Source organism: Aeromicrobium endophyticum (assembly GCF_003586285.1).
Classification (GTDB): domain Bacteria; phylum Actinomycetota; class Actinomycetes; order Propionibacteriales; family Nocardioidaceae; genus Aeromicrobium; species Aeromicrobium endophyticum.
Genome location: NZ_QUBR01000001.1, coordinates 678398 through 699078, shown reverse-complemented (window position 1 = coordinate 699078; position 20681 = coordinate 678398). Strand labels below are relative to the sequence as shown.

General features: G+C 71.0%; 23 protein-coding genes. 18 read left to right on the top strand and 5 right to left on the bottom strand.

The annotated features are described in order from the left end of the window. Positions 1 to 2: 2 nt before the first annotated feature. Complete coding sequence (locus DX116_RS03490; RefSeq protein ID WP_119702792.1) at positions 3 to 359, bottom strand: nuclear transport factor 2 family protein; 357 nt, start codon at positions 357 to 359, stop codon at positions 3 to 5. 112 nt (positions 360 to 471) lie between these two features. Between DX116_RS03490 and DX116_RS03485 the strand changes: the two genes are divergently transcribed. The 15 genes from DX116_RS03485 (at position 472) to DX116_RS03415 (ending at position 14334) form a co-directional block, all read left to right on the top strand. After that, positions 472 to 1575, top strand: coding sequence for an acyl-CoA dehydrogenase family protein (locus DX116_RS03485; RefSeq protein ID WP_199715917.1), 1104 nt, complete (start codon positions 472 to 474; stop codon positions 1573 to 1575). Continuing rightward, positions 1572 to 2270, top strand: coding sequence for an alpha/beta fold hydrolase (locus DX116_RS03480; protein WP_119702791.1), 699 nt, complete (start codon positions 1572 to 1574; stop codon positions 2268 to 2270). Before DX116_RS03485 ends, DX116_RS03480 begins: the two co-directional genes overlap by 4 nt. Positions 2271 to 2372: 102 nt before the next feature. Continuing rightward, the gene (locus DX116_RS03475; protein WP_119702790.1) at positions 2373 to 3164 is read left to right on the top strand and encodes an enoyl-CoA hydratase/isomerase family protein; all 792 of its coding nucleotides are present in this window, start codon (positions 2373 to 2375) and stop codon (positions 3162 to 3164) included. A 24-nt stretch (positions 3165 to 3188) separates the two neighbouring features. Next, on the top strand, positions 3189 to 3560 hold the full coding sequence (locus tag DX116_RS03470; RefSeq protein ID WP_119702789.1) for a Zn-ribbon domain-containing OB-fold protein: 372 nt from the start codon (positions 3189 to 3191) through the stop codon (positions 3558 to 3560). Then, positions 3560 to 4708 (top strand): thiolase family protein, encoded by a 1149-nt coding sequence (locus DX116_RS03465; RefSeq protein WP_119702788.1) that lies wholly within the window; start codon positions 3560 to 3562, stop codon positions 4706 to 4708. The genes DX116_RS03470 and DX116_RS03465 overlap by 1 nt, the downstream gene beginning before the upstream one ends. Before the next feature lies 1 nt (position 4709). Beyond that, a complete protein-coding gene (locus DX116_RS03460) occupies positions 4710 to 5906 on the top strand; it encodes an acyl-CoA dehydrogenase family protein (RefSeq protein ID WP_199715916.1) in 1197 nt (398 codons plus the stop codon). Beyond that, on the top strand, positions 5903 to 6889 hold the full coding sequence (locus tag DX116_RS03455) for a phosphotransferase family protein (protein WP_119702787.1): 987 nt from the start codon (positions 5903 to 5905) through the stop codon (positions 6887 to 6889). Before DX116_RS03460 ends, DX116_RS03455 begins: the two co-directional genes overlap by 4 nt. Before the next feature lie 20 nt (positions 6890 to 6909). Next, positions 6910 to 8121 (top strand): acyl-CoA dehydrogenase family protein, encoded by a 1212-nt coding sequence (locus tag DX116_RS03450; protein WP_119702786.1) that lies wholly within the window; start codon positions 6910 to 6912, stop codon positions 8119 to 8121. Then, positions 8118 to 8873 carry an SDR family NAD(P)-dependent oxidoreductase gene (locus DX116_RS03445; protein WP_119702785.1) on the top strand — a complete coding sequence of 252 codons (756 nt, stop codon included), beginning with the start codon at positions 8118 to 8120 and terminating at the stop codon, positions 8871 to 8873. The genes DX116_RS03450 and DX116_RS03445 overlap by 4 nt, the downstream gene beginning before the upstream one ends. 24 nt (positions 8874 to 8897) lie before the next feature. Continuing rightward, positions 8898 to 9656, top strand: a complete 759-nt coding sequence (locus DX116_RS03440; RefSeq protein WP_119702784.1) for an SDR family NAD(P)-dependent oxidoreductase — start codon at positions 8898 to 8900, stop codon at positions 9654 to 9656. Next, positions 9653 to 10705 carry an alcohol dehydrogenase catalytic domain-containing protein gene (locus tag DX116_RS03435; protein ID WP_199715915.1) on the top strand — a complete coding sequence of 351 codons (1053 nt, stop codon included), beginning with the start codon at positions 9653 to 9655 and terminating at the stop codon, positions 10703 to 10705. Before DX116_RS03440 ends, DX116_RS03435 begins: the two co-directional genes overlap by 4 nt. Positions 10706 to 10748: 43 nt before the next feature. Further along, positions 10749 to 12251: a class I adenylate-forming enzyme family protein gene (locus DX116_RS03430; RefSeq protein WP_119702783.1), complete on the top strand. Its 1503-nt coding sequence runs from the start codon at positions 10749 to 10751 to the stop codon at positions 12249 to 12251. Between the two features lie 51 nt (positions 12252 to 12302). Further along, entirely contained in the window at positions 12303 to 12923 is a 621-nt protein-coding gene (locus DX116_RS03425; RefSeq protein ID WP_119702782.1) for a TetR/AcrR family transcriptional regulator, read from the top strand. A gap of 71 nt (positions 12924 to 12994) precedes the next feature. Beyond that, complete coding sequence (locus tag DX116_RS03420; protein ID WP_119702781.1) at positions 12995 to 13315, top strand: EthD family reductase; 321 nt, start codon at positions 12995 to 12997, stop codon at positions 13313 to 13315. After that, the gene (locus tag DX116_RS03415) at positions 13312 to 14334 is read left to right on the top strand and encodes an MBL fold metallo-hydrolase (RefSeq protein WP_119702780.1); all 1023 of its coding nucleotides are present in this window, start codon (positions 13312 to 13314) and stop codon (positions 14332 to 14334) included. Before DX116_RS03420 ends, DX116_RS03415 begins: the two co-directional genes overlap by 4 nt. A gap of 12 nt (positions 14335 to 14346) precedes the next feature. Here DX116_RS03415 and DX116_RS03410 read toward each other — a convergent pair whose 3' ends face one another. Continuing rightward, positions 14347 to 15096 (bottom strand): SDR family NAD(P)-dependent oxidoreductase, encoded by a 750-nt coding sequence (locus DX116_RS03410; RefSeq protein WP_119702779.1) that lies wholly within the window; start codon positions 15094 to 15096, stop codon positions 14347 to 14349. A gap of 86 nt (positions 15097 to 15182) precedes the next feature. Between DX116_RS03410 and DX116_RS03405 the strand changes: the two genes are divergently transcribed. Next, complete coding sequence (locus tag DX116_RS03405) at positions 15183 to 15926, top strand: SDR family NAD(P)-dependent oxidoreductase (protein WP_119702778.1); 744 nt, start codon at positions 15183 to 15185, stop codon at positions 15924 to 15926. A gap of 2 nt (positions 15927 to 15928) precedes the next feature. Further along, complete coding sequence (locus tag DX116_RS03400) at positions 15929 to 16966, top strand: NADP-dependent oxidoreductase (RefSeq protein ID WP_119704107.1); 1038 nt, start codon at positions 15929 to 15931, stop codon at positions 16964 to 16966. Positions 16967 to 16982: 16 nt separating this feature from the next. On the opposite strand, the gene DX116_RS03395 is transcribed toward DX116_RS03400, so the two are convergent. Beyond that, a complete protein-coding gene (locus DX116_RS03395) occupies positions 16983 to 17921 on the bottom strand; it encodes a zinc-binding dehydrogenase (RefSeq protein WP_119702777.1) in 939 nt (312 codons plus the stop codon). 93 nt (positions 17922 to 18014) lie between these two features. On the opposite strand from DX116_RS03395, the gene DX116_RS03390 reads away from it, so the two are divergent. After that, the gene (locus DX116_RS03390) at positions 18015 to 18617 is read left to right on the top strand and encodes a TetR family transcriptional regulator (RefSeq protein ID WP_199715914.1); all 603 of its coding nucleotides are present in this window, start codon (positions 18015 to 18017) and stop codon (positions 18615 to 18617) included. Positions 18618 to 18624: 7 nt separating this feature from the next. Here the strand turns inward: DX116_RS03390 and DX116_RS03385 are convergent, their stop codons facing one another. Continuing rightward, on the bottom strand, positions 18625 to 19797 hold the full coding sequence (locus DX116_RS03385; protein WP_119704105.1) for an acyl-CoA dehydrogenase family protein: 1173 nt from the start codon (positions 19795 to 19797) through the stop codon (positions 18625 to 18627). Between the two features lie 24 nt (positions 19798 to 19821). Beyond that, a complete protein-coding gene (locus DX116_RS03380) occupies positions 19822 to 20676 on the bottom strand; it encodes a 3-hydroxybutyryl-CoA dehydrogenase (RefSeq protein WP_456047848.1) in 855 nt (284 codons plus the stop codon). Between the last annotated feature and the right edge of the window lie 5 nt (positions 20677 to 20681).

Below are 20681 nucleotides of genomic sequence, written 5' to 3'. Positions count from 1 at the left end.
GGTCAGGGGAGCAGGGAGAAGTCGGTGGCGAAGACGACCTGGTAGCGGGCGATGAGTCCGTCGGCCGTCTTGCTCACGGCCGCGGTGAAGTGCCCCGTGGTCGTGACGCCGTCGTCGACGACGGCGCCGTGCACGAACTCGACGTCGTCGACCATCGAGACGCGCAGCGGGACGTGCGCCCGGACGACGTCGCCGCGACCCGTCAGGTAGGCGCGCAGTCCTTCGCGCCCGTGTCCGCGGTTGGTCGTGGCGGGCAGGTGCATCGCGAACTCGACGTGGGGGTCGAGCAGGGACATCGCCTGGTCGAAGTCGCCCGCGTCGACGGCCGCGTAGTACGCGACGAGCGTGGAATCGGTCATGCGACTGAATCTAGTTCACTTTGCATCGAGCGTCCATGGGTGGTCGCGCCTTGTCAGGCGTGGCCGGGCGTCGTAACCTGAAGTGACTTCACTTCTGCCACGGAGGACCATCATGACCGCACTCGTCGCACCCTGGCCGGAGGCCGACCCCTCGATCATGACGCCGTTGGCCGAGCACGCCGACCTGCGCGACATCGCCCGTTCCCTGCTCTCGCGCGCCGCCGACCACGAGCAGGTCCGCGCCGCGGCCGCGTCGAGCCGCGGGTGGTCGGAGGCCCTGTGGTCGAGGCTCAACGACGAGCTCGCCGTCGGCGCCATGCTCGTGCCGGAAACGCTCGGTGGTGCTGGTTTCGGGCTGCGTGACGTCGTCGTGATCCTCGAGGAGGCCGGGGCGGCGTTGCTGCCCGAACCGATCCTGTTCTCGGCCGTGCTGGCCGCCTCGGCGCTCGCTGCGGCCGAGGACCCGGCGAGCGTGGGCGACCTCCTGGCAGGTGTCGTGGCCGGCAGCACCATCGGGACGGTGTGCCTCGGTGCGGTCGACCTGACGGTGGAGGGGCGTCATCTGACCGGGACCCTGCCGCGGGTCGTGGCCGGGGCGGAGGCCGACGTGGTCGTCCTGCGCTCCGGCGAGGGCGTCCACGCCGTGGCCCTGGACGGTGCCGGGGTCGCGGTCCGTCCGCTCGAGGTCATGGACTCCACGCGCCGACAGGCCGAGATCGTGCTCGACGGAGCGGAGTCGGTGCTGCTGTCGGACGGCGCCGGGGCCGAGCGCGAGTGGGGCAGGCTCGCGCGCACCGCGACGATCTCCTCCGCCGCCGAGCACGTCGGCATCATCGGCCGGCAGCTGGCGTCCACGGTCGAGTACGTGGGCCAGCGCCAGCAGTTCGGTCGCGCGATCGGCTCCTTCCAGGCCGTCAAGCACCGGTTGGCCGATCTCGCGGTCGACCTCGAGCGCGCTCGCTCGGCCGTCGCCTACGCCGCAGCCCTGCACGACGAGGACCCGGACGCCGAGCTGCCCGCTGCCGTCGCCGGTGCCGTGGCCACCGATGCGGTGGTCCGCGCGGTCCACGAGGCCGTCCAGCTGCACGGCGGCATCGGCTTCACCTGGGAGCACCCGGCGCACCTCTACGTCCGGAGGGCTCTCGGCGACGAAGGACTGTTCGGAAGCGCGCGTCGCAGACGCGAAGACGTGGCCGCCTTGGTGCTGGGCCGATGAGCGCCTACGTGCTCGTGCACGGAGCCGGCATGGGCGGCGACTGCTGGGACCGCCTGAGCCCCCTGCTCGACGGCGACGTGGTGGCGGTCGACCTGCCGGGCCGTGGGTCGCGCTCGGACGTCGACGTCGCGACGGTGTCGTTGGCGGACTGCGCCGCGGCCCTCGAGGACGAGATCGTCTCGCGCGACCTGCGGGACGTCGTGCTGGTCGCCCACTCGTTCGCGGGGGTCACGGTCCCGCGGGTCATGGAGTCGCTGGCCGGCAGGCTGCGCCACGTCGTCTTCCTGTCGGCGGTCGTGCCCGAGGACGGGACGGCGGTCATCGACCAGATCGACCCGGCCGTGCGGGATGCCGTCATGGAGTCGATCGAGGACGGTGTCTACCACCAGACGCCCGAGGGCGTGCGGTTCATGCTGTGCAACGACATGACGCCGGAGCAGACCGAGTGGACGCTCGGACTGGTCTCGGACGAGTCCGCGGCGCTGCTGATGGAACCGGTGGACCTCTCGGGGCTGGGTGCGGGGGTGCCGCGGACCTACGTGCGACTGTCCGAGGACGCCTGCTACCCACCGGAGCTCCAGGAGCGTTCCGCGCACCGCGTGGGCGGCAACGTCGCACACATCGCCTCGGGTCACATGGCGATGGTGACGCGGGCCGACGAGGTCGCCGCGCTGCTCGGCCAGCTCGGTCGCTGACACATATTTTGAAGTCAGTTCAGTTTGGTCCTTGACGCCGTCCGGGTCGGTGCGCATACTGAATTGAATCCAGTTCACTTGCTTTGCCGAAAGGACCCTCCCATGGTTGTCGAGACCGATCACGTCCTCCTCGAGAAGGATGGCGACGTCGCCCGCGTCTGGCTGAACCGCCCGCACAAGAAGAACGCCGTCACCGTCGAGCTGCTGCACCGCCTCGACGAGATCATCAAGGAGGTCGACGCCGATCCCGATCTCAAGGTGCTCGTGCTCCGCGGTGTCGAGAACCAGTTCTGCTCGGGCTTCGACCTCGACGAGCTGCTCTCGGACTTCATCGGCACCACGACCGCGATGGACGTCGCCGTGCTGTCCGCCGAGGTCTGCGACCGCCTCTACCAGATGAAGACCCCGTCGGTCGCCGTGCTTGAGGGCTACGTCACCGCCGGCGGTTTCGAGCTCATGATCTCGTGCGACTTCGCGGTCGCCTCGGACGACGCCAAGATCGGCGACTTCCACATCCGTCGCGCGCTGTTCGGCGGCGCCGGACCGATCTACCGCCTGCCCCGCATGATCGGTCTGCGCAAGACCAAGGAGCTCATGCTCACGGGAAAGCTGCTCTCGGGCCAGGAGGCCGTCGACTTCGACCTCATCAACGCCTCGGCCCCGGCCGACGAGCTCGACAAGGCCGTCGAGGAGTTCATCGCTCCGCTCGTCGACAAGAGCCCGTACATGATGCGCCTGACCAAGATGGCCATCAACCAGGGTCTCGACGCCGACGTCCGCTCGCTCATGGTCATGGAGCACCTCGCGGTCGGCAACGCCCTGCAGTCAGAAGACGGCAAGGAGGGCGTCCAGGCCTTCCTCGAGAAGCGCGAGCCCAAGTGGGTCGGACGCTGACCGGACGTTGACGAGGAGAGCGAAGTGACTGACGTGCAGCCCCCCGTGCTCGAAGGAAGTCGTTGCGGCGTCTGCGACAACGTGGCCTTTCCCCGGTCGCGGGGCTGTCAGCGGTGCGGCGCCGAGGCGATGCAGGTCATCGACCTCGGCCGCCGCGGAACCGTCTGGGGCTTCACGGTCCAGCGCTTCGCACCCAAGTCGCCGCCGTACGTCCCGCCCGCGGACGGGTTCGTGCCGTTCGCCGTCGGATACGTCGAGCTGCCAGAGGGGGTCAAGGTCGAGGCCGTCCTCGACTGCGACGACGTCGCCGACCTCGAGGACGAGGCGGTCGTCGAGCTGGTCGCGACGACGCCCGTCCCTCGCTTCACCACCACCCGCGTCTTCCAGGAGGTCTGATGTCCGACGTCTCGATCATCGGGGCCGGTCTGTCCGCCTTCGGGCGGCAGCCGGGTGTCAGCGGCCGCGAGATGGCGGTCTCCGCCATCCGCAGCGCCCTCGCCGACGCCCAGCTGCAGTGGGGCGACGTGCAGGTCGCCTTCGGCGGCAGCGACGGCGCGGGCCTGGCCGACACGCTCGTCGCCGACCTCGGGCTGACGGGCATCCCGTTCACGAACGTCAAGAACGGCTGCGCGACCGGCGGCAGCGCGCTCGTCTCGGCGGTCAACGCCATCCGTTCCGGGCAGGCGCAGATCGCCCTCGCCGTCGGCTTCGACAAGCACCCGCGGGGCGCGTTCGACCCCCGTGCCGAGGACTGGGGCCTCGACGCCGGGTACGGCGACGCGGGCCTGATGGTCACCACGCAGTTCTTCGCGATCAAGATCGCGCGCTACATGCGCCGGCACGGCATCACGGACCAGACGTTGGCGCGGGTCGCGGCCAAGGCGTACCGCAACGGCGTGCTCAACCCGAACGCCTGGCGGCGCGAGGCCATCAGCGAGCACGACATCCTCACCGCCGACATGGTCAACGACCCCCTCACGCGCTACATGTTCTGCTCGCCGGGCGAGGGTGGCGCGGCGATCATCGTGGCGTCCGAGGACGTCGCGCGGTCGACGGGACTGCGGCCGGTCCAGCTGCTGTCGGTCGCGACCAAGACCCGCCGCTTCGGCTCGTTCGAGGTGTTCAGCCCGGCGGTCCAGGGCACCGGCGAACCCACCAGCGTCAGCAGCGACGCGGCGGCCGAGGCCTTCCAGACGGCGGGCGTCCGACCTGACGAGATCGGCGTCGCGCAGCTGCAGGACACCGAGAGCGGCGCGGAGATCATGCACCTGGCCGAGTGCGGCTTCTGCGAGCACGGCGAGCAGGAGGAGCTCATCGCCTCCGGCGCCACCGAGATCGGCGGACGCATCCCCGTCAACACCGACGGCGGCTGCATCGCCAACGGTGAGCCCATCGGCGCCTCGGGTCTGCGGCAGGTGCACGAGATCGTCACCCAGCTGCGCGGCGAGGCCGGCGACCGGCAGGTCGCCGGTGCGCCGAAGCTCGGCTTCACCCACGTCTACGGCGCGCCGGGCATCAGCGCCTGCACCGTGCTGGGGGTGTGACATGACCATCGCGATGGACGCGTTCCTGACCGACGCGCGAGCCTGGCTCGACGACGTAGCCACTCCGCGCACGGCGAACGCCTGGGGCGAGGGCTCGGACTCGGTGGCGGTCTTCGAGAGCTGGACCGCCGAGCAGGAGCGGGCCGAGACCGACCGCATCCGGGCCTACGAGCAGGCCAAGTTCGACGCCGGGTTCGGCGCGATCACGTGGTCGTCCGAGTTCGGCGGGCGTGACCTCCCCGTCGCCTACCTCCTGGCCTTCCGCCGCCTGGAGTCCGAGTACGACGTGCCACGGCGCACCGAGATGTTCCCCGTCACGCAGCAGCTCATCGCGCCGACGATCGCGCAGTGGGGCACGCCGGAGCAGCAGGCCACCTACGTCCGAGCGATGCTGCGGACCGACCTGATCGCCTGCCAGCTGTTCTCCGAGACCGAGGCGGGCTCCGACCTCGCGGCCGTGCGCACGAAGGCGGTCCAGCAGGACGACGGCACCTGGCGCCTCGACGGCCACAAGGTCTGGACGTCGGGCGCGCTCGTGGCCGACCACGGCGTCGCCGTGACACGCACCGACGCGACCGTCGCGAAGCATGCCGGCCTGACGGTCTTCATCGTGCCGATGGACGCAGAGGGTGTGACGATCCGGCCGATCCGCCAGATGACGGGCGGTGCGTCGTTCAACGAGGTCTACCTCGACGGGGTCGTGCTGGGCGACGAGCACCGGCTCGGTCCGGTGGGCCAGGGCTGGAAGGTCGCTCTGACGGTGCTCGCGTCCGAGCGGCTCGACTCCGGCTCGCTCGGCCTCGAGAACGCCGACCAGGCCGTCGAGCTGGCCCGCAACCTGGGTCGCGAGCTCGATGCCGTGGAGCGCGACCAGGTCGCCGACCTGGTGACCCGCAGCTACGTGCAGCGGCTCACCGGGATGCGGGTGGCCGCGGCGATCGTCTCCGGGCAGGACCCCGGGCCCGAGGCGTCGGCGGGCAAGCTGCTCGCCACCGACACGATGGCGCGCACGTCCGAGGTGGCCCGCGCGCTGCTCGGACCCGAGCTGACCGCCGACTCCGGCCGGTGGGGCACCTGGGCGTGGGGAGAGCACGTGCTCGGAGCGCCGGGCTACCGGATCGCCGGCGGAACCGACGAGATACAGCACAACATCATCGCCGAGCGCGTGCTCGGCCTGCCGAGGGAGCCGCGCGCATGAGTACGGAGCTCGACGAGACGGTGCCCTACGAGCAGGAGCTCGGCCTGCGCATCGCGGACCACCTGCGCCGCGAGGCGGGCCTGACGGACGTCGGCGACCTCGCCGTCCTGCCGGGGGGACACTCCGGGCTGACCTACCGGCTCAGCACCGCCCCCGGGCGCGAAGCCGTCGTCAAGGCCGTGCCGCGCGGCCAGCGGTCGGTGGGCCGGCACGACATGCTCAAGCAGGCGCGCATCCTCGCCGCCCTCGCCGGCACGGACGTGCCCGTCCCGGCGGTCGTCGCCGTCGACGAGACCGAGCCGGCCTGGTTCGCGGTCGACTTCGTGACGGGCGAGTCCCTCGAGCCCACGCTCGACGACCCGGCGATCGCCCCCGACGTCGCCGCGGCCCGGATGGTCCGGGCGGCCGAGATCCTGCCGCGCCTCCATCGCGTCCCGCTCGACTCGCTGCCGTCCGGCGCCTCGACCTTCTCGCCGGCCGAGGAGCTGGCTCGATGGGCCAGGACCATGGGGGCCGTCCCGGCCGAGCTCGTGCCCGGGGCTGCGATGCTCCAGGCCCGCCTCGAGGCGTCGATCCCCAGCTCGCTCGCGCCGACGCTGGTGCACGGCGACTACCGCCTGGGCAACATCATCTGCGCCGGCCTCGAGCCGGTGGCCGTGATCGACTGGGAGATCTGGAGCATCGGCGACCCACGGGTCGAGCTGGGCTGGTTCCTGGTGTTCGCCGACGGGTCCAACTTCCCGGGCGTGGGCCGTGAGGTGCCCGGCCTGCCGTCCGAGGCCGACCTCCTCGCCGTCTACGCCGACGGCGCGGCCCCGCCCGCCATGGACTGGTTCAACGCCCTCGGCCGCTTCAAGATGGCCGCGATCATGGGCCACAACCTGCGTCGCCATCGCGAGGGACGTCACGACGACCCCGACCAGGAGAAGCTCCCCGACACGATCGTCCGACTCATCACCAGCGGACAGGAACGGCTCGGCTGAGCCGGGCCAGGAGGAACACGATGGACTTCGCACTCTCACCCCGCACGATCGAGCTCAAGGCCGAGCTCGAGCGGTTCATGGACGAGCACGTCTTCCCGGCCGAGGCCGTGTACGACGCGCAGATCGCCGCGAACGACAACCCCCACGAGCAGCCGCAGGTCATGCGCGACCTGCAGGCGATCGCTCGTGAGAAGGGTCTGTGGAACCTGTTCATGGCGCACGGCTCGTGGGGCGCCGGGCTGACCAACCTCGAGTACGCGCCGCTCGCCGAGGTCGTCGGACGCTCGATGATCGGCAACGAGGCGATCAACTGCTCGGCGCCCGACACCGGCAACATGGAGATCCTCGCGATGTTCGGCTCGCCCGAGCAGCAGGAGCGGTGGCTCGAGCCGCTCCTCGCCTGCGAGATCCGCTCGGCCTTCGCGATGACCGAGCCCGACGTCGCCAGCTCCGATGCCACCAACATCACGTCGACCATCCGGCGTGACGGCGACGAGTACGTGCTGAACGGTCGCAAGTGGTACACCTCGGGCATCCTCGACCCCGACTGCAAGCTCATCATCTTCATGGGTCGCTCAGCGCCCACCGACTCGACGTACCGCCAGCAGAGCATGATCCTGGTGCCGGCGGACGCCCCCGGCATCGAGGTGCTGCGCGACCTGCCGATGTTCGGCTACCGCGACCGGCTCGGGCACGGCGAGGTGCAGTTCACCGACGTCCGGGTGCCCGTGTCGAACATGCTCGGCGAGGAGGGTGACGGCTTCGCCATCGCTCAGGGACGGCTCGGGCCGGGACGCATGCACTACGCGATGCGCGCGATCGGCATCGCCGAGCGTGCCCTCGAGCTGCTGTGCCGCCGAGCCACGACCCGCATCGCCTTCGGCGAGCCGCTGGCCCAGCGCGGCGTCGTGCGTGAGTGGATCGCCCGCAGCCGCATGGAGATCGACCAGATCCGCCTGCTGACGTTCCGCGCCGCCTGGCTGATGGACACCCAGGGCAACCGCGCGGCACGGTCCGACGTCGCGGCGATCAAGATCGCTGCCATGGAGACAGCGCACCAGGTGGTCGACCGCGCCGTCCAGGCGCACGGGGCGCAGGGCGTCAGCGACGACACCGTGCTGTCGCGGCTCTACGCCATCACCCGTGCGCTCCAGATCGCGGACGGCCCCACCGAGGTGCACCTGCGGACGATGGCGCGCATCGAGCTCAAGAAGTACGAGGTGAAGGCATGACACGCGAGCTGGACGGCAAGGTCGCCCTGGTCACCGGCGCGACCCGTGGGCTCGGCCTCGCCATCGCCCGCGGCCTCGCCGAGGCCGGTGCTTCCGTCGTGGTCTCGAGCCGCAAGGCCGAGGCATGCGAGACGGTGGCCGCGGAGATCGCCGGCGAGTTCGGTGTCCCGACGCTCGCGCTGCCGCTGCACGTCGGCCAGTGGGACGCGATCGAGCCGGCCGTGTCGCACGTCGTCGAGCAGCTGGGACAGCTCGACATCGTGGTCAACAACGCGGGCATCGCGCCCCTGGCCCCCTCGCTGCTCGAGGTCGGCGAGTCGCTGTTCGACAAGACGATGGACGTCGACCTGAAGGGCCCGTTCCGGCTCATGGCCGTCGCGGGTGCCCACATGCGCGACCGCGGAACCGGCTCGATCGTCAACATCTCCAGCATCGGCGCCCACCGGCCCAGCCCGGCCGAGGCGATGTACGCCGCGGCCAAGAACGGCCTCAACGCGCTCACGCAGGCCTTCGCGCAGGAGTACGCACCTCACGTGCGCGTCAACTGCATCATGCCGGGCGCCTTCGCGACCGCCATGGCCGCCGACTGGGACGATGACTTCATCGGCCTCGTCACGCGCGGCCTGCCGGCACAGAGGCTCGGTCGTCCCGACGAGATCGTCGGGATGGTCGTTCACCTGGCCGGTGACCGTGCCGGGTACACGACCGGGTCGATCATCGCGGTCGACGGCGGCCGCACGGCGGTCTACTGACCGATGGCGACAGGGAGAAGCGCGATGGATCCACGGCAGATGTTCGACCTCACCGGGCGCACCGCGATCGTCACCGGTGCCTCGTCGGGCCTGGGGGAGGGATTCGCCCGCACCCTGGCCGCGGCGGGAGCGACGGTGTTCGCCGCCGCCAGGCGTGTCGACCGGCTGGAGAGCCTCTCGAGCGAGGTGCCGGGCGTCGTCGCGGTGCGCTGCGACGTCACGAGCGCCGACGACCGGGCGGCCCTGGTCGCCAGGGCCTCGGAGTCCGGGCCGATCGACGTGCTGGTCAACAACGCCGGTGCTCCCGGCGCGCCGGACGCCCTGACCGAGCCGCCGGAGGACGTGGAGTCGCTGCTGCGGCTCAACCTCGTCGCCGGACTCGCGCTGGCCACCGAGGTGGTCCGGTCGCTGCCGGAGGACCACCCGGCCTCGATCATCAACGTCTCGTCGGTGATCGGGCTGGTGTCCACCTCGCCGATCGGCGGCGCGGGCTACGCGGCCTCGAAGGCCGGGCTGATCGGCGTCACCCGCGAGCTGGCGGGTCAGTGGGGACGTCGCGGTGTGCGGGTCAACGCCGTGGTGCCCGGCTGGTTCGACACCGAGATGACCGACGGCCTGTTCACCAACGAGCGGTCGGCGACCTGGGTGCGCCGCAACACGATGCTCAACCGTGGGGGCCAGGAGGGTGAGGTCGACGGAGCGCTGCTGTTCCTCGCCTCCGACGCCTCCTCGTACGTGACGGGCCACTCCCTGGTGGTCGACGGGGGCTGGACCGCGCGATGACCGAGACCACGACGTCCGGCACCATGACGGCTCTGCGCCTCGAGGCGTGGGGGCAGGCCCCCGTGCTGCGGCAGGTCCCGGTGCCCGTTCCCGGCGCCGAGGGCGTGCTGCTGCGGGTGACCGCGGCCGGCATGTGCCACTCCGACCTGCACGTCATGGACGCGTCCGCCGGGCAGCTGCCCATGGAGCCGCCCTTCACGCTCGGGCACGAGGTCGCCGGTACGGTCGAGTCCGTCGGCGAGCTGGTCGACGCGGCGTGGATCGGTCGTCCGGTCGTCGTCCACGGCGTGTGGGGCTGTGGACGGTGCCGGCGGTGCCTGAACGGCCGCGGCAACTACTGCCTCGACCGTGGTGCCGCGATCGGCAACGGCCTCGGACGTGACGGCGGCCTGGCCGACTTCATGGCGGTGCCGTCCACGCGCTTCCTCGTGCCGGCCGACGGCATCGATCCCGTGCAGGCCGCACCTCTGACGGACGCGGCGCTGACGGCCTTCCACGCGATCCGCCCGCACCTCGACGGCCTGGCTGCCGGTGCTCCGGTGCTCGTGGTCGGCGCGGGCGGGCTGGGTCACTTCGCGGTGCAGCTGCTGGCGGCCCACGGAGTGTCGCCGGTCGTGGTCGACCCCAAGCCCGAGGCGCGCGATCTCGCCTCCCGCCTGGGTGCGTCGAGGACCGTGGCTGACCTCGCCGAGCTCGCGGCCGGGGACGTCCGCTTCGACCTGGTGCTCGACTTCGTCGGCGCCCAGCCCACGATGGACGCTGCCATCGCGCTCGTGGCGATCGGCGGCGACCTGGTCGTCGTCGGCGGTGCCGGCGGGGTGCTGAGCGTCGGCAAGACGCTCGGGCTGCCCCAGGGGTGGTCGGTCTCGGCGCCCTTCTGGGGACCACGCGAGGACCTCGAGGCAGTCGTCGACCTCGCCCGCGCGGGACGGCTGACGGCGCACACCCAGACCTTCGCCCTGAGCGACGTCCTGGCGGCCTACGACCGTCTGCGTGCTGGCGAGATCGCCGGACGTGCGGTCGTCGTGCCCGGACCGAGCGCGACGTGAACCCCATGCGATCCAGACTCGGCCGACCCAGGAAGGTGCTCCCATGCGTCTACTAGCCCAGGAGTTCGCGGCCCGTGCCGTCGAGCGACCCGATCACGTCGCCGTCGTCGACGCCGACGGGTCCCACACCGCCGGCGACGTGTGGGCGGCCGCCGTCGAGCTGGCCGACGTCGTCGGTGCAGCGGTCGACGGCGAGCCCACCGTGCTGGTGCAGGCCGACAACAGCTGGCGCACCCTCGTGACGACCTTGGCCGTCGGACGGCTCGGTGGCTTCGTCGCCGTCATGAGCGGGCACGCCACCGAGCACGAGCTCGACCTGGCGCTCGAGGACGTCCGGCCCGACGTCGTCATCGCCTCGCCCGAGCTGGCAGGCACGTGGTCGGTCGCGTCCAAGGGCTTCTCCACCGACCTCTCGGTGCTGCGCGGATGGTCGATGCACGCCGTCCCGGGGCCCACCCGGGGCATGGCGCGCTGGAACGGCGGCGTCGCGGTCGCGATGACGTCCGGCTCCACCGGGCGGCCCAAGTGCGTCGTCCAGTCCGAGCAGGCGCTGCGCTTCGCGGGACAGGCCACGATCGCCGCGGTCGGGCTGCGCGAGGGCGACCCGGTCGGTGCGTTCGTGCCGCTCTCGTCGGTGGCCGCGCTGTGCTTCGGCCTCTACCTGCCGGCGATGCTCGGCGGCACCATGGTGTGCCTGCCCCGCTGGAAGCCCACCGACGCGCTCGAGCTGATCCGTGCCGAGCAGGTGCGCTGGACGATGCTGGTGCCCACGATGGCCCTGCAGTTCGCCATGGTGGACGACGCCGAGGGCGGTCTGTCGTCGATGGTGGCGATGACGGTCGGCGGCGGGCCCATGGACGCCGGGGCGTTGCAGCGCGCCGAGGAGTATCTCGGCACGAGGTTCTTGCGGGTCTTCGGCATGTCGGAGTGCCTCGGGCACACGACGCCGCTGCCGAGCGATCCTCCCGAGGTCCGGGTGGGTCGCGACGGTCGACCGTTCCCCGGCATCGACGTGCGCGTCGTCGACGAGTCGGGTGCGCGGCTGCCCGTCGGCCAGGTGGGCAAGGCCCAGGTGAAGGGGCCGTCGCTGTTCACGGGGTACGCCCGCCTCGGCACACCGACGCCGCCGGAGCTCACCGACGACGGCTACTTCGCAACGGGCGACCTGGCTCGCCTCAACGACGACGGCACCATCAACATCATGGGCCGCGAGAAGCAGATCATCATCCGCGGCGGCCGCAACATCGACATCAACGAGGTCGAGGCAGCGGTCGCGTCGGTGCCCGGGGTCGTCCAGGTGTGCGTGGTCCCGGTCCCCGATCCGCTGCTCGGCGAGCGGGCGGCCGCGCTGGTCGTCTCGAAGGAGTCGTCCGTCGACCTCGACGCGGTGCGGGCGCACCTGGACCAGACCGGGGTGCCCAAGCACCAGTGGCCCGAGCTCGTCTTCGCGGTCGACGACCTGCCGCAGAACCGGGTGGGCAAGCTGTCGCGCGACGCCGCAGCGCAGCTGGCGTCCCGGCTGGCGCACCAGGACACCTCGGCCTGAACTGAGGTCAGATCCATTAGAGTCGGTCGTACCGACCGAGGAGGAGCAGTGATGAGCACGCAGACGGTCACCACCGAGGGACCCCGCTCGAAGCGGGCCCTGATCCTGCGCGCCGCCATCGAGAGCTTCGGCGACGACGGCTTCGAGCACACCAAGTGGGCCTCGGTAGCCGACAAGGTCGGCATCGGGCAGACGGCGCTCTACCACTACTTCGAGTCCAAGGTGCACTGCCTGCTCACGATCATGAGCTCCGAGCTCGAGCGCTCCGCCACGGCGTTCGCCGCCGCCGTCGAGGGCCAGGCGACACCCACGGACGAGCTGCGCGCCGCGGTCAAGGCCGCCCTCGACGTCGGGCCCCGTGAGGTGCTCCAGGCGCGGATCCTCCAGAGCCACATGGACCTGCTCGCCTCGCCGCGCCAGTCCGAGCGCGAGGAGGCCGAGCGGCAGCACGCTCGCGAGCTGGTGCGCCAGGTCGAGCACAACTGGCTCGACCTGGTCGAGCGGGGCATCGCCTCCGGCGACTTCGCCGCCCGCGACGCCTTCCAGACCAGCCACATGATGCTCGCGATGATCCTGAGCGTGTGGCGGTGGTACCGCGAGGGCGGGGCGTTGAGCAACGAGGACGTCCGCGAGTTCACGACCGAGGCCCTGCTGAGGCTCGTCCGCGCCTGACACGGCGGGACGATCCCCATCGCAGTCGTGTACCTACCACAGCCAAACCTGATTCAGTTCAAGGAGATGACATGCACAACCTCATCCTGATGGCGTCCAAGCCCGACGACTGGACGCACGAGCAGTTCATCGAGTGGTGGCGCGGCGAGCACGCCGAGATGACCTACCCGCTGCCCGGCCTGCGCCGCTGGCTCCACACGGAGGTGACCGGCGCCTTCGAGGACGCCTCGGCCGGGTGGGACGGAGTCTCGATCCTGAGCTTCGACGACAAGGAGGCGCTCGACGCGGCCCTGGCCAGCGACGAGTGGGCCGCCGCGGTCAAGCACGTCGGCAGGATGCGCGGCCGGCGGATCGCTGTCACCGGCGACGAGCGGGTCATGGTCGGTCCATGACGACGGGGGGCGCCTGGTGGGGTGATCCGGGCTGCTACCCGGTGGCTCGCGGCGTGCACCGCGTCCCGTTGAGCATGCCCAACGACGGCCTCCGGGCCGTCAACGTCTACGTCCTCGAGGGGGCGGACGGTCTGGTGCTGATCGACGGTGGCTGGGCGGTGCCGTCGGCGATGGGCGAGCTCGACGCGGCCCTGGCCACGATCGGACGCTCGGTCGACGAGATCCGCGACGTCCTCGTGACCCACATCCACCAGGACCACTACACGTTCGCGGTCCGGCTGCGCGAGGCCGTGGGGGCGCGGGTGCGCCTCGGACGAGGTGAACGTCCGGGGCTCGCGGCCGTGCGAGAGGTCGCGTCCGCGGTGCCCATCAGCTCCTTGCGAGAGCTGCGTCGCTCCGGGGCTGCCGACCTCGCGGCCGAGATCGAGACGTCCACCGCTCTGCTGCCGTTCGACGCCGACGACTGGGCCGACCCGGACGAGTGGATCGACCCGGGCGTGATCGATCTGGGCGACCGCCGCCTCGAGGCGGTGCCGACGCCCGGCCACACCAAGGGACACATGGTGTTCCACGACGTCGACAACGGCCTGCTGTTCTCCGGCGACCACGTGCTGCCGACCATCACCCCGTCGATCGGCTTCGAGCTGGGGGAGTGGGACCTGCCGCTCGCGAGGTACCTGACGTCCCTCGAGCTCCTGCTCGAGCGACCCGACGCGCAGCTGGTGCCGGCGCACGGCCTGGTCACCCCGTCGGTGCACGAGCGGGTCACCGCCCTGCTGCGTCACCACCACGTGAGGTTCGGGCAGGTGCACGAGGTGCTGCTCCGCGAGGGCGGCGCGCCTGCCCTCGACGTCGCCGCGGGGCTGAGGTGGACACGTCGCGAGACGCCGTTCTCCGCGCTCGACCCGTTCAACCGGATGATCGCGGTGTGCGAGACGATCGCGCACCTCGACGTCATGGCAGCGCGCGGCGAGGTGGCCGTCAGCGACCAGGACGGCGTCGCGCTCTTCGTGCCGTGACGAGCGACCGGCTCAGCGCGCCGTCCAGCCTCCGTCGACCCGGAGCTCGCTGCCGGTCATGTACGACGACTCGTCGCTGACGAGGAACGCGACCACCGAGGCGACCTCCTCGGGACGGCCCAGGCGCCTCATCGGGGTGTTGTCGACCATCGCGCGATGACGTTCCGTGCCCTCGAAGCGCTCGAGCAGCGGCCGGGTGCCGATGAAGCCCGGGTGCACCGAGTTGACGCGCACGCCTCGGTCGGCCCAGTGCAGGGCGGCGTTCTTCGTCAGGTTGGTGACGGCGCCCTTGGCAGCGGCGTAGGCGGCGCTGTTGCCCAGTCCGCCGCCGATGCCCAGGATCGAGCTGATGTTGACGATCGAGCCGCCGGTCTCCTCGACGAAGGCCCCACCGTGCTTCATGCCGAGCCAGACGCCGGTCTGGTCGACGGCCACGACGCGGTCCCAGGTCTCGACCTTCTCCTCGGTGACGTGGCCGAGGCTTCCGATGCCGGCGTTGTTGACGACGGCATCCAGGCGTCCGTAGTGCGAGCGGACGGCGGACACGACGTCGGTCCACGCGTCTTCAGACGTGACGTCGAGCGCCAGAGCGAGGTGGCGGTCGGCTCCGTCGAGCGAGTCGACGAGCGTCGAGCACGCAGCGAGCTCCTGGTCGGTCGCGATGATCGAGGCGCCCTCGGACGCCAGGCGATGGCAGATCGCCTCGCCGAGCCCCCCGGTGGCACCGGTGACCAGGGCGATGGTGTCGTCGAGTCGGGGCATGGTTCCTCCTGCGTGAGCATGGCCTTCGCGTCCTCGTCACTGTACATTGAAGTGAACTCACTTTGAATGCAGCGGAGGTTTGGTTGATGGACGACGTCGTCCCCGAGCGATTCGCCGGCGCCGTCGCTCTCGTCATCGGGGGTGGCTCCGGCATCGGGGCTGCCGTGTCCCGCCGGCTCGCTGCGGAGGGTGCGACCGTGGTGGTCGCCGACCTGACGGATGCCGCGGTGCGCGTCGACGTCGCCGACTCGGGAGACGTCGACGAGATGTTCGCCCGGGTGGTGGCCGAGCACAAACGGGTCGACGTCGTGGTCGTGACGGCAGGCATCGACGATCCTGTCGCGAAGCAGGACATCGGTGCCGCAGCGGCGGCAGGACGCCCCGTCGACGTGCTGACCACGCTCGACGACGTCCGGTGGCGACGGGTCATGTCGGTCAACCTCGACGGCGCCTTTCACGTGCTGCGCGCGGCGGCCCGCGTCATGGTCGGTCAGCGGTCGGGCTCGATCGTCCTCACCGGGTCGTCCGCGGCGTTCGACACCCTCGTCGGGTACCCGCACTACGCGGCCTCGAAGGCGGGGGTGCATGCCCTGGCGCAGGCCGCGGCCAAGGAGCTCGCGCCGCACGGGGTGCGGGTCAACGTCGTGGCGCCCGGACCGGTCGACACGCCCATGGCCGGTCGGACACCCGCTGCGGTGCGGGAGTCGCTGGGGTCCGGCTTCGCCTCGGCCGAGCAGATCGCGGACAACATCCTCTACCTCGCGTCGCCGGGCGCGTCCAACGTCGTCGGAGCCGTGCTGCTGAGCAACGGCGGAAGGTTCACGGTGTGATCATGAGCAACGAGGCGTACGCCCTCCAGGTGTCGAGGTACCCGGTCGGGCAGGTGGGCGCGGACGACTTCGAGCTCGTGCCCGTCGACCTGCCCGAGGTCGCGGACGGGCAGGTGCTCGTCCGCACCACCTGGACGTCGGTGGACCCCGGCCTGCGGCTGAGGCTGAGGGCCGATGCGCCGGAGGGGTACTTCCCGGCCTTCCCGCTCCACCAGCCCATGGACGGGATCGTGACGATCGGCGTGATCGAGGAGTCGCGCGCCGAGGGGTTCCCGGTCGGCGCGACGGTCTGGCACTCGTACGGGTGGCGCACCCACGCCGTGGTCGACGCCGGCGAGGTGGCGATGAACGGCCTGGCGTCGCTGCGGGTGCTCGACGTCGACGGCATCGCGCCCCAGACGTACCTGGGTCCGATGGGTCCGATGGGCCTGACGGCCTACGCGGGGCTCCACGTGATCGGAGCGATCGACGACGAGCCGCGCACCATCTGGGTCTCGGCCGCCGCCGGTGCGGTGGGCGTGCTGGTGTGCCAGATGGCGCGTCAGCTCGGCCATCGCGTCGTCGCCAGTGCCGGCACTGACGAGAAGGTGCGCTGGCTGCTCGACGAGATCGGCGTCGACGCTGCCTTCGACCGGCACGACGGCCCGTTGGGCGAGTCACTGGCCCAGGCGGCACCCGAGGGCATCGACCTCTACTTCGACGCCGTCGGTGGCGACCACCTCGAGGCCGCCCTCGCTGCGATGCGTCCGTTCGGACGGATCGCGCTGTGCGGATCGGTCGGCGACTACGAGCGCGAGCCGGCCGGACCGCGCAACCTGTTCCTGGCGACGTCCAAGAACCTCACGATGCGCGGCTACCGCGGCAGCTCCTACGTCGACCTGCTCGACGAGATGCAGCGGCGTGTCCGAGCGTGGATCCAGGACGGCTCCGTGACAGTGAAGGAGACCGTCTACGACGGTCTCGACCAGGCGCCGCGGGCGCTGGCCGACCTGATGGCCGGCCGCACCACCGGCAAGACCTTGGTGCGCGTCGGCGACTGACCGCCTCGCGGCCGACTCAGCCGAACGTGGCGACGAGGCGTCCGACGACCTCGCCCCGCTCGAGCCGTCCGATGCCCTCGCCGATCTCGTCGAAGCCGATCGTGGTGATCCGCGACGACAGCTTCGCGTCGCGGACGAGGTCGAGCACGGCGGCGCAGTCCTCCTTCGTCCCGGCCTGCGACCCGACGACCTCGATCTCGTTGAGCGTCAACGCCTGCAGGTCGATCTCGCCACGAGCCTCCCCGAGACCGACGAGCACGAGGCGACCGCCGCGCCGCAGAGCACGCATCGCGCCGTCGATCGTCGCGCCGAAGCCGGCGAAATCGAGGACGACGTCGAGGTCTGAGCCAGCCAGCTCGTCCACATCGGCGACGACGCGGTCGACCCCGAGGTCGCGGGCGAATTCGCGTGCGTGCTCGTTCCGCTCGGCGACCACCACCGAGGCCCCGAGCGCGAGGGCGGCCTGTGCGCCGAGCGAGCCGAGCCCGCCGAAGCCCACGATGCCGACGCGAGTGCCGCTCGTGACCTGTCCCTGGACGGCGACGGCGTGGTAGGACGTCAGGCCCGCGTCGGTCGCCGCAGCGGCCTGGTCGAAGGGGACGCCGTCGGGCATGGCGACGACCAGGCGCTCGAGGACCACGACCTCGTCGGCGAAGCCGCCGTTCTTCGAGGTGCCGGGACCCTCGATCGCTGCGGGGACCACGACCTTCTGGCCGACCTCGAAGTCGGTGACGTCCGCTCCTGCAGCCGACACGACGCCCGCGATCTCGTGACCGAGCGTGATGGGACGGAACGGCAGCAGGGGAGTCAGGGTGCCGTCGAGGAATCCCACGTCGCTGTGGCACAGCCCGGCGGCGCGCACGCTGATGCGCACCTCGTCACCGGCCGGGACCGGGGTGGGCGTCTCGGTCAGTGTCAGAGGTGCTCCGAGGTCGGTGAACTGCCATGCGTGCATGCGGAAGGTCTCCTTGCGCTCTCGATGAGGGCAGGAGTGCCCTCCGCCTTTATGGTACGCCGTACCGAAATGATGGTGGCCTACGCTCGCGTCATGACGACCGCCCCTCGCCGCCGTGGTCGTCCGCCGCGGTCGTCGCCGGCAGCGGTCGAGGCGGTCGCTCTCGGGCTCATGCTTCGAGACGGCTACGAGGCCGCGACCGTCGAGGCGATCAGCGACGCCGCCGGCGTGGGTCGCACGACCTTCTTCCGCTACTTCGGTTCCAAGTCCGGGGTGGTGTGGGCGGAGTTCGAACGAGCCATCGAGCGGCTGCGCAACGGACTGGAGGTCCCTGGTGCAGCGACCATCATGAGGACCGTGCAGGCCGCCGTCGTGGAGTCGACCGTGGAGGCGCGTGACGCGTCGGACTCGTGGTTGGCCCGATTCGTCCTGCTGGACCGCGACCCCGCCCTCACGGGCGAGGCCGCCGCCCACTGGCAGGCCTGGGCGGCGACGATCGCGGCCTACGTCGAGGACCGAGGAGCTGCGGCCTCGACCCGCGCCCTGGCCGCGGCCATCGGCGGGGCCGTGCAGGCCGTCTACGTCGTCGTGTTGCGCGACTGGAGCTCATCGTCGCTCGCAGAGGTGGACGTCGACGACCTGAGACTGGCACTGGAGCCCTTGGTGAAGGCCTTCGACGACCTGCTGCGGTCCTAGGGCGTCGCTACAGCGTCGACTGGATGCCGGCCAGCAGCTGCCGTGCCATCACGACCCGCTGCACCTGGTTGGTGCCCTCGTAGATCTGCGTGATCTTGGCGTCGCGCATCATCCGCTCGAGCGGGTAGTCGGACGTGAAGCCGTAGCCGCCGAGCAGCTGGACGGCGTCGGTCGTCACCTGCATCGCGGTGTCGGACGCGAACGCCTTGGCGGCGGCGCCGAAGAACGTGAGGTCCTTGTCGCCGCGCTCGGAGCGTCCGGCGGCCGCGTAGGTCAGCTGGCGGGCGGCCTCGATCTTCATGCCCATGTCGGCGACCATGAACTGCAGGCCCTGGAAGTCGCTGATCGGGTGGCCGAACTGCTTGCGCTCCTGGATGTAGCCCAGGGCGTAGTCGAGCGCGCCCTGCGCGACGCCGACGGCCTGCGCGGCGATCGTGACGCGCGTGTGGTCGAGCGTCTTCATCGCGATCGAGAAGCCCTCGCCGACCTCGCCGATGATGCGGTCGCCAGGGATGCGGACGTTGTCGAGGTAGACCTCGCGGGTCGGCGAGCCCTTGATGCCGAGCTTCTTCTCGGGGGCGCCGAACGACACGCCCTCGTCGGACTTCTCGACGACGAAGGCGGTGATGCCCTTGGAGCGCTTCTCGGGGTCGGTCTGCGCGAGCACCGTGTAGTACTCGGACACGCCGGCGTTGGTGATCCAGCGCTTGACGCCGTTGAGCACCCAGTCGTCGCCGTCGCGGACGGCGCGGGTCTTCTGGTTGGCGGCGTCGGAGCCGGCGTCGGGCTCGGACAGGCAGTACGAGAAGCCCCCCTCGCCGCGGGCGAGCTTGCCGAGGTACTTGGCCTTGATCTCCTCGTTGCCGCCGATCTGCACGGGCAGCGAGCCGAGCTTGTTGACGGCCGGGATCAGCGACGCGGAGACGTCGACGCGGGCGACCTCCTCGATGACCAGCACGGTCGCGAGCGCGTCGGCACCGGCTCCGCCGTACTGCTCGGGCACGTGCGGGGCGTGGAAGTCCGACGCCAGCAGCGCGTCGGCGGCCTCCTGCGGGAACCGGGCCTGCGCGTCGACCTCGGCGGCGAAGGGCGCGATCTTGTTCTCGGCGACGGCCCGGACGGCCTCGCGGATGGCCTGGTGCTCCTCGGAGAGCACGAACATGTCGGCAGCTTCAGTCATCGTCGTTCCGTTCGTCATGGGTGATCAGCCTTCGTATCCGTAGAAGCCCTGGCCGGACTTCTTGCCCAGCAGGCCGGCGTCGACCATGCGGTCGAGCAGCGGCGGGGGCGAGTAGAGGGGCTCCTTGAACTCGTCGTACATCGACGTGCCGATGGCCTTGATGGTGTCGAGCCCGATGAGGTCGGAGAGTGCCAGCGGCCCCATGGGGTGGCCGCAGCCCAGCACCATGCCGCGGTCGATGTCGGCGGCCGAGGCGTAGCCGGCCTCGTACATGCGGATCGCGCTGAGCAGGTACGGCACGAGCAGGCTGTTGACGACGAAGCCGGCGCGGTCGGTGGCGTCGATGGGCTTCTTGCCGAGCGTCTCGGTGACCCAGCCGCGCATGCGGTCGAGCGTCTGCTCCGACGTGGTCAGCGACGGGATCAGCTCGACGAGCTGCATGACGGGGGCGGGGTTGAAGAAGTGCACGCCCATGACGTGCCCGGCGCGGCCGGAGACGGCCCCGAGCTTGACGATGGGGATCGACGAGGTGTTGGACGCCAGGATCGCGTCGTCCTTGTCGAGCACCTGGCCGAGGGTGCGGAACAGCTCGAGCTTGATCTGCTCGTCCTCGCTGGCGGCCTCGACGACGAGATCGCGGTCGGCGAGCGTCTGCAGGTCGGTCTCGAACCGGACCCGACCGAGCACGGCGTCGACCTCGGCCGACTCGATCTTGCCGCGGGACTCGGCCTTGCGCAGCGACGCCTCGACCCGCTGGGCGGCGGCCTTCGCGGCGTCGTCGTTGACCTCGATGCCGATGACGTCGAGGCCGGCGCGGGCCGCGACCTCGATGATGCCCGAGCCCATCAGCCCTCCGCCGATGACTCCGACCTGCTGGATGCCGC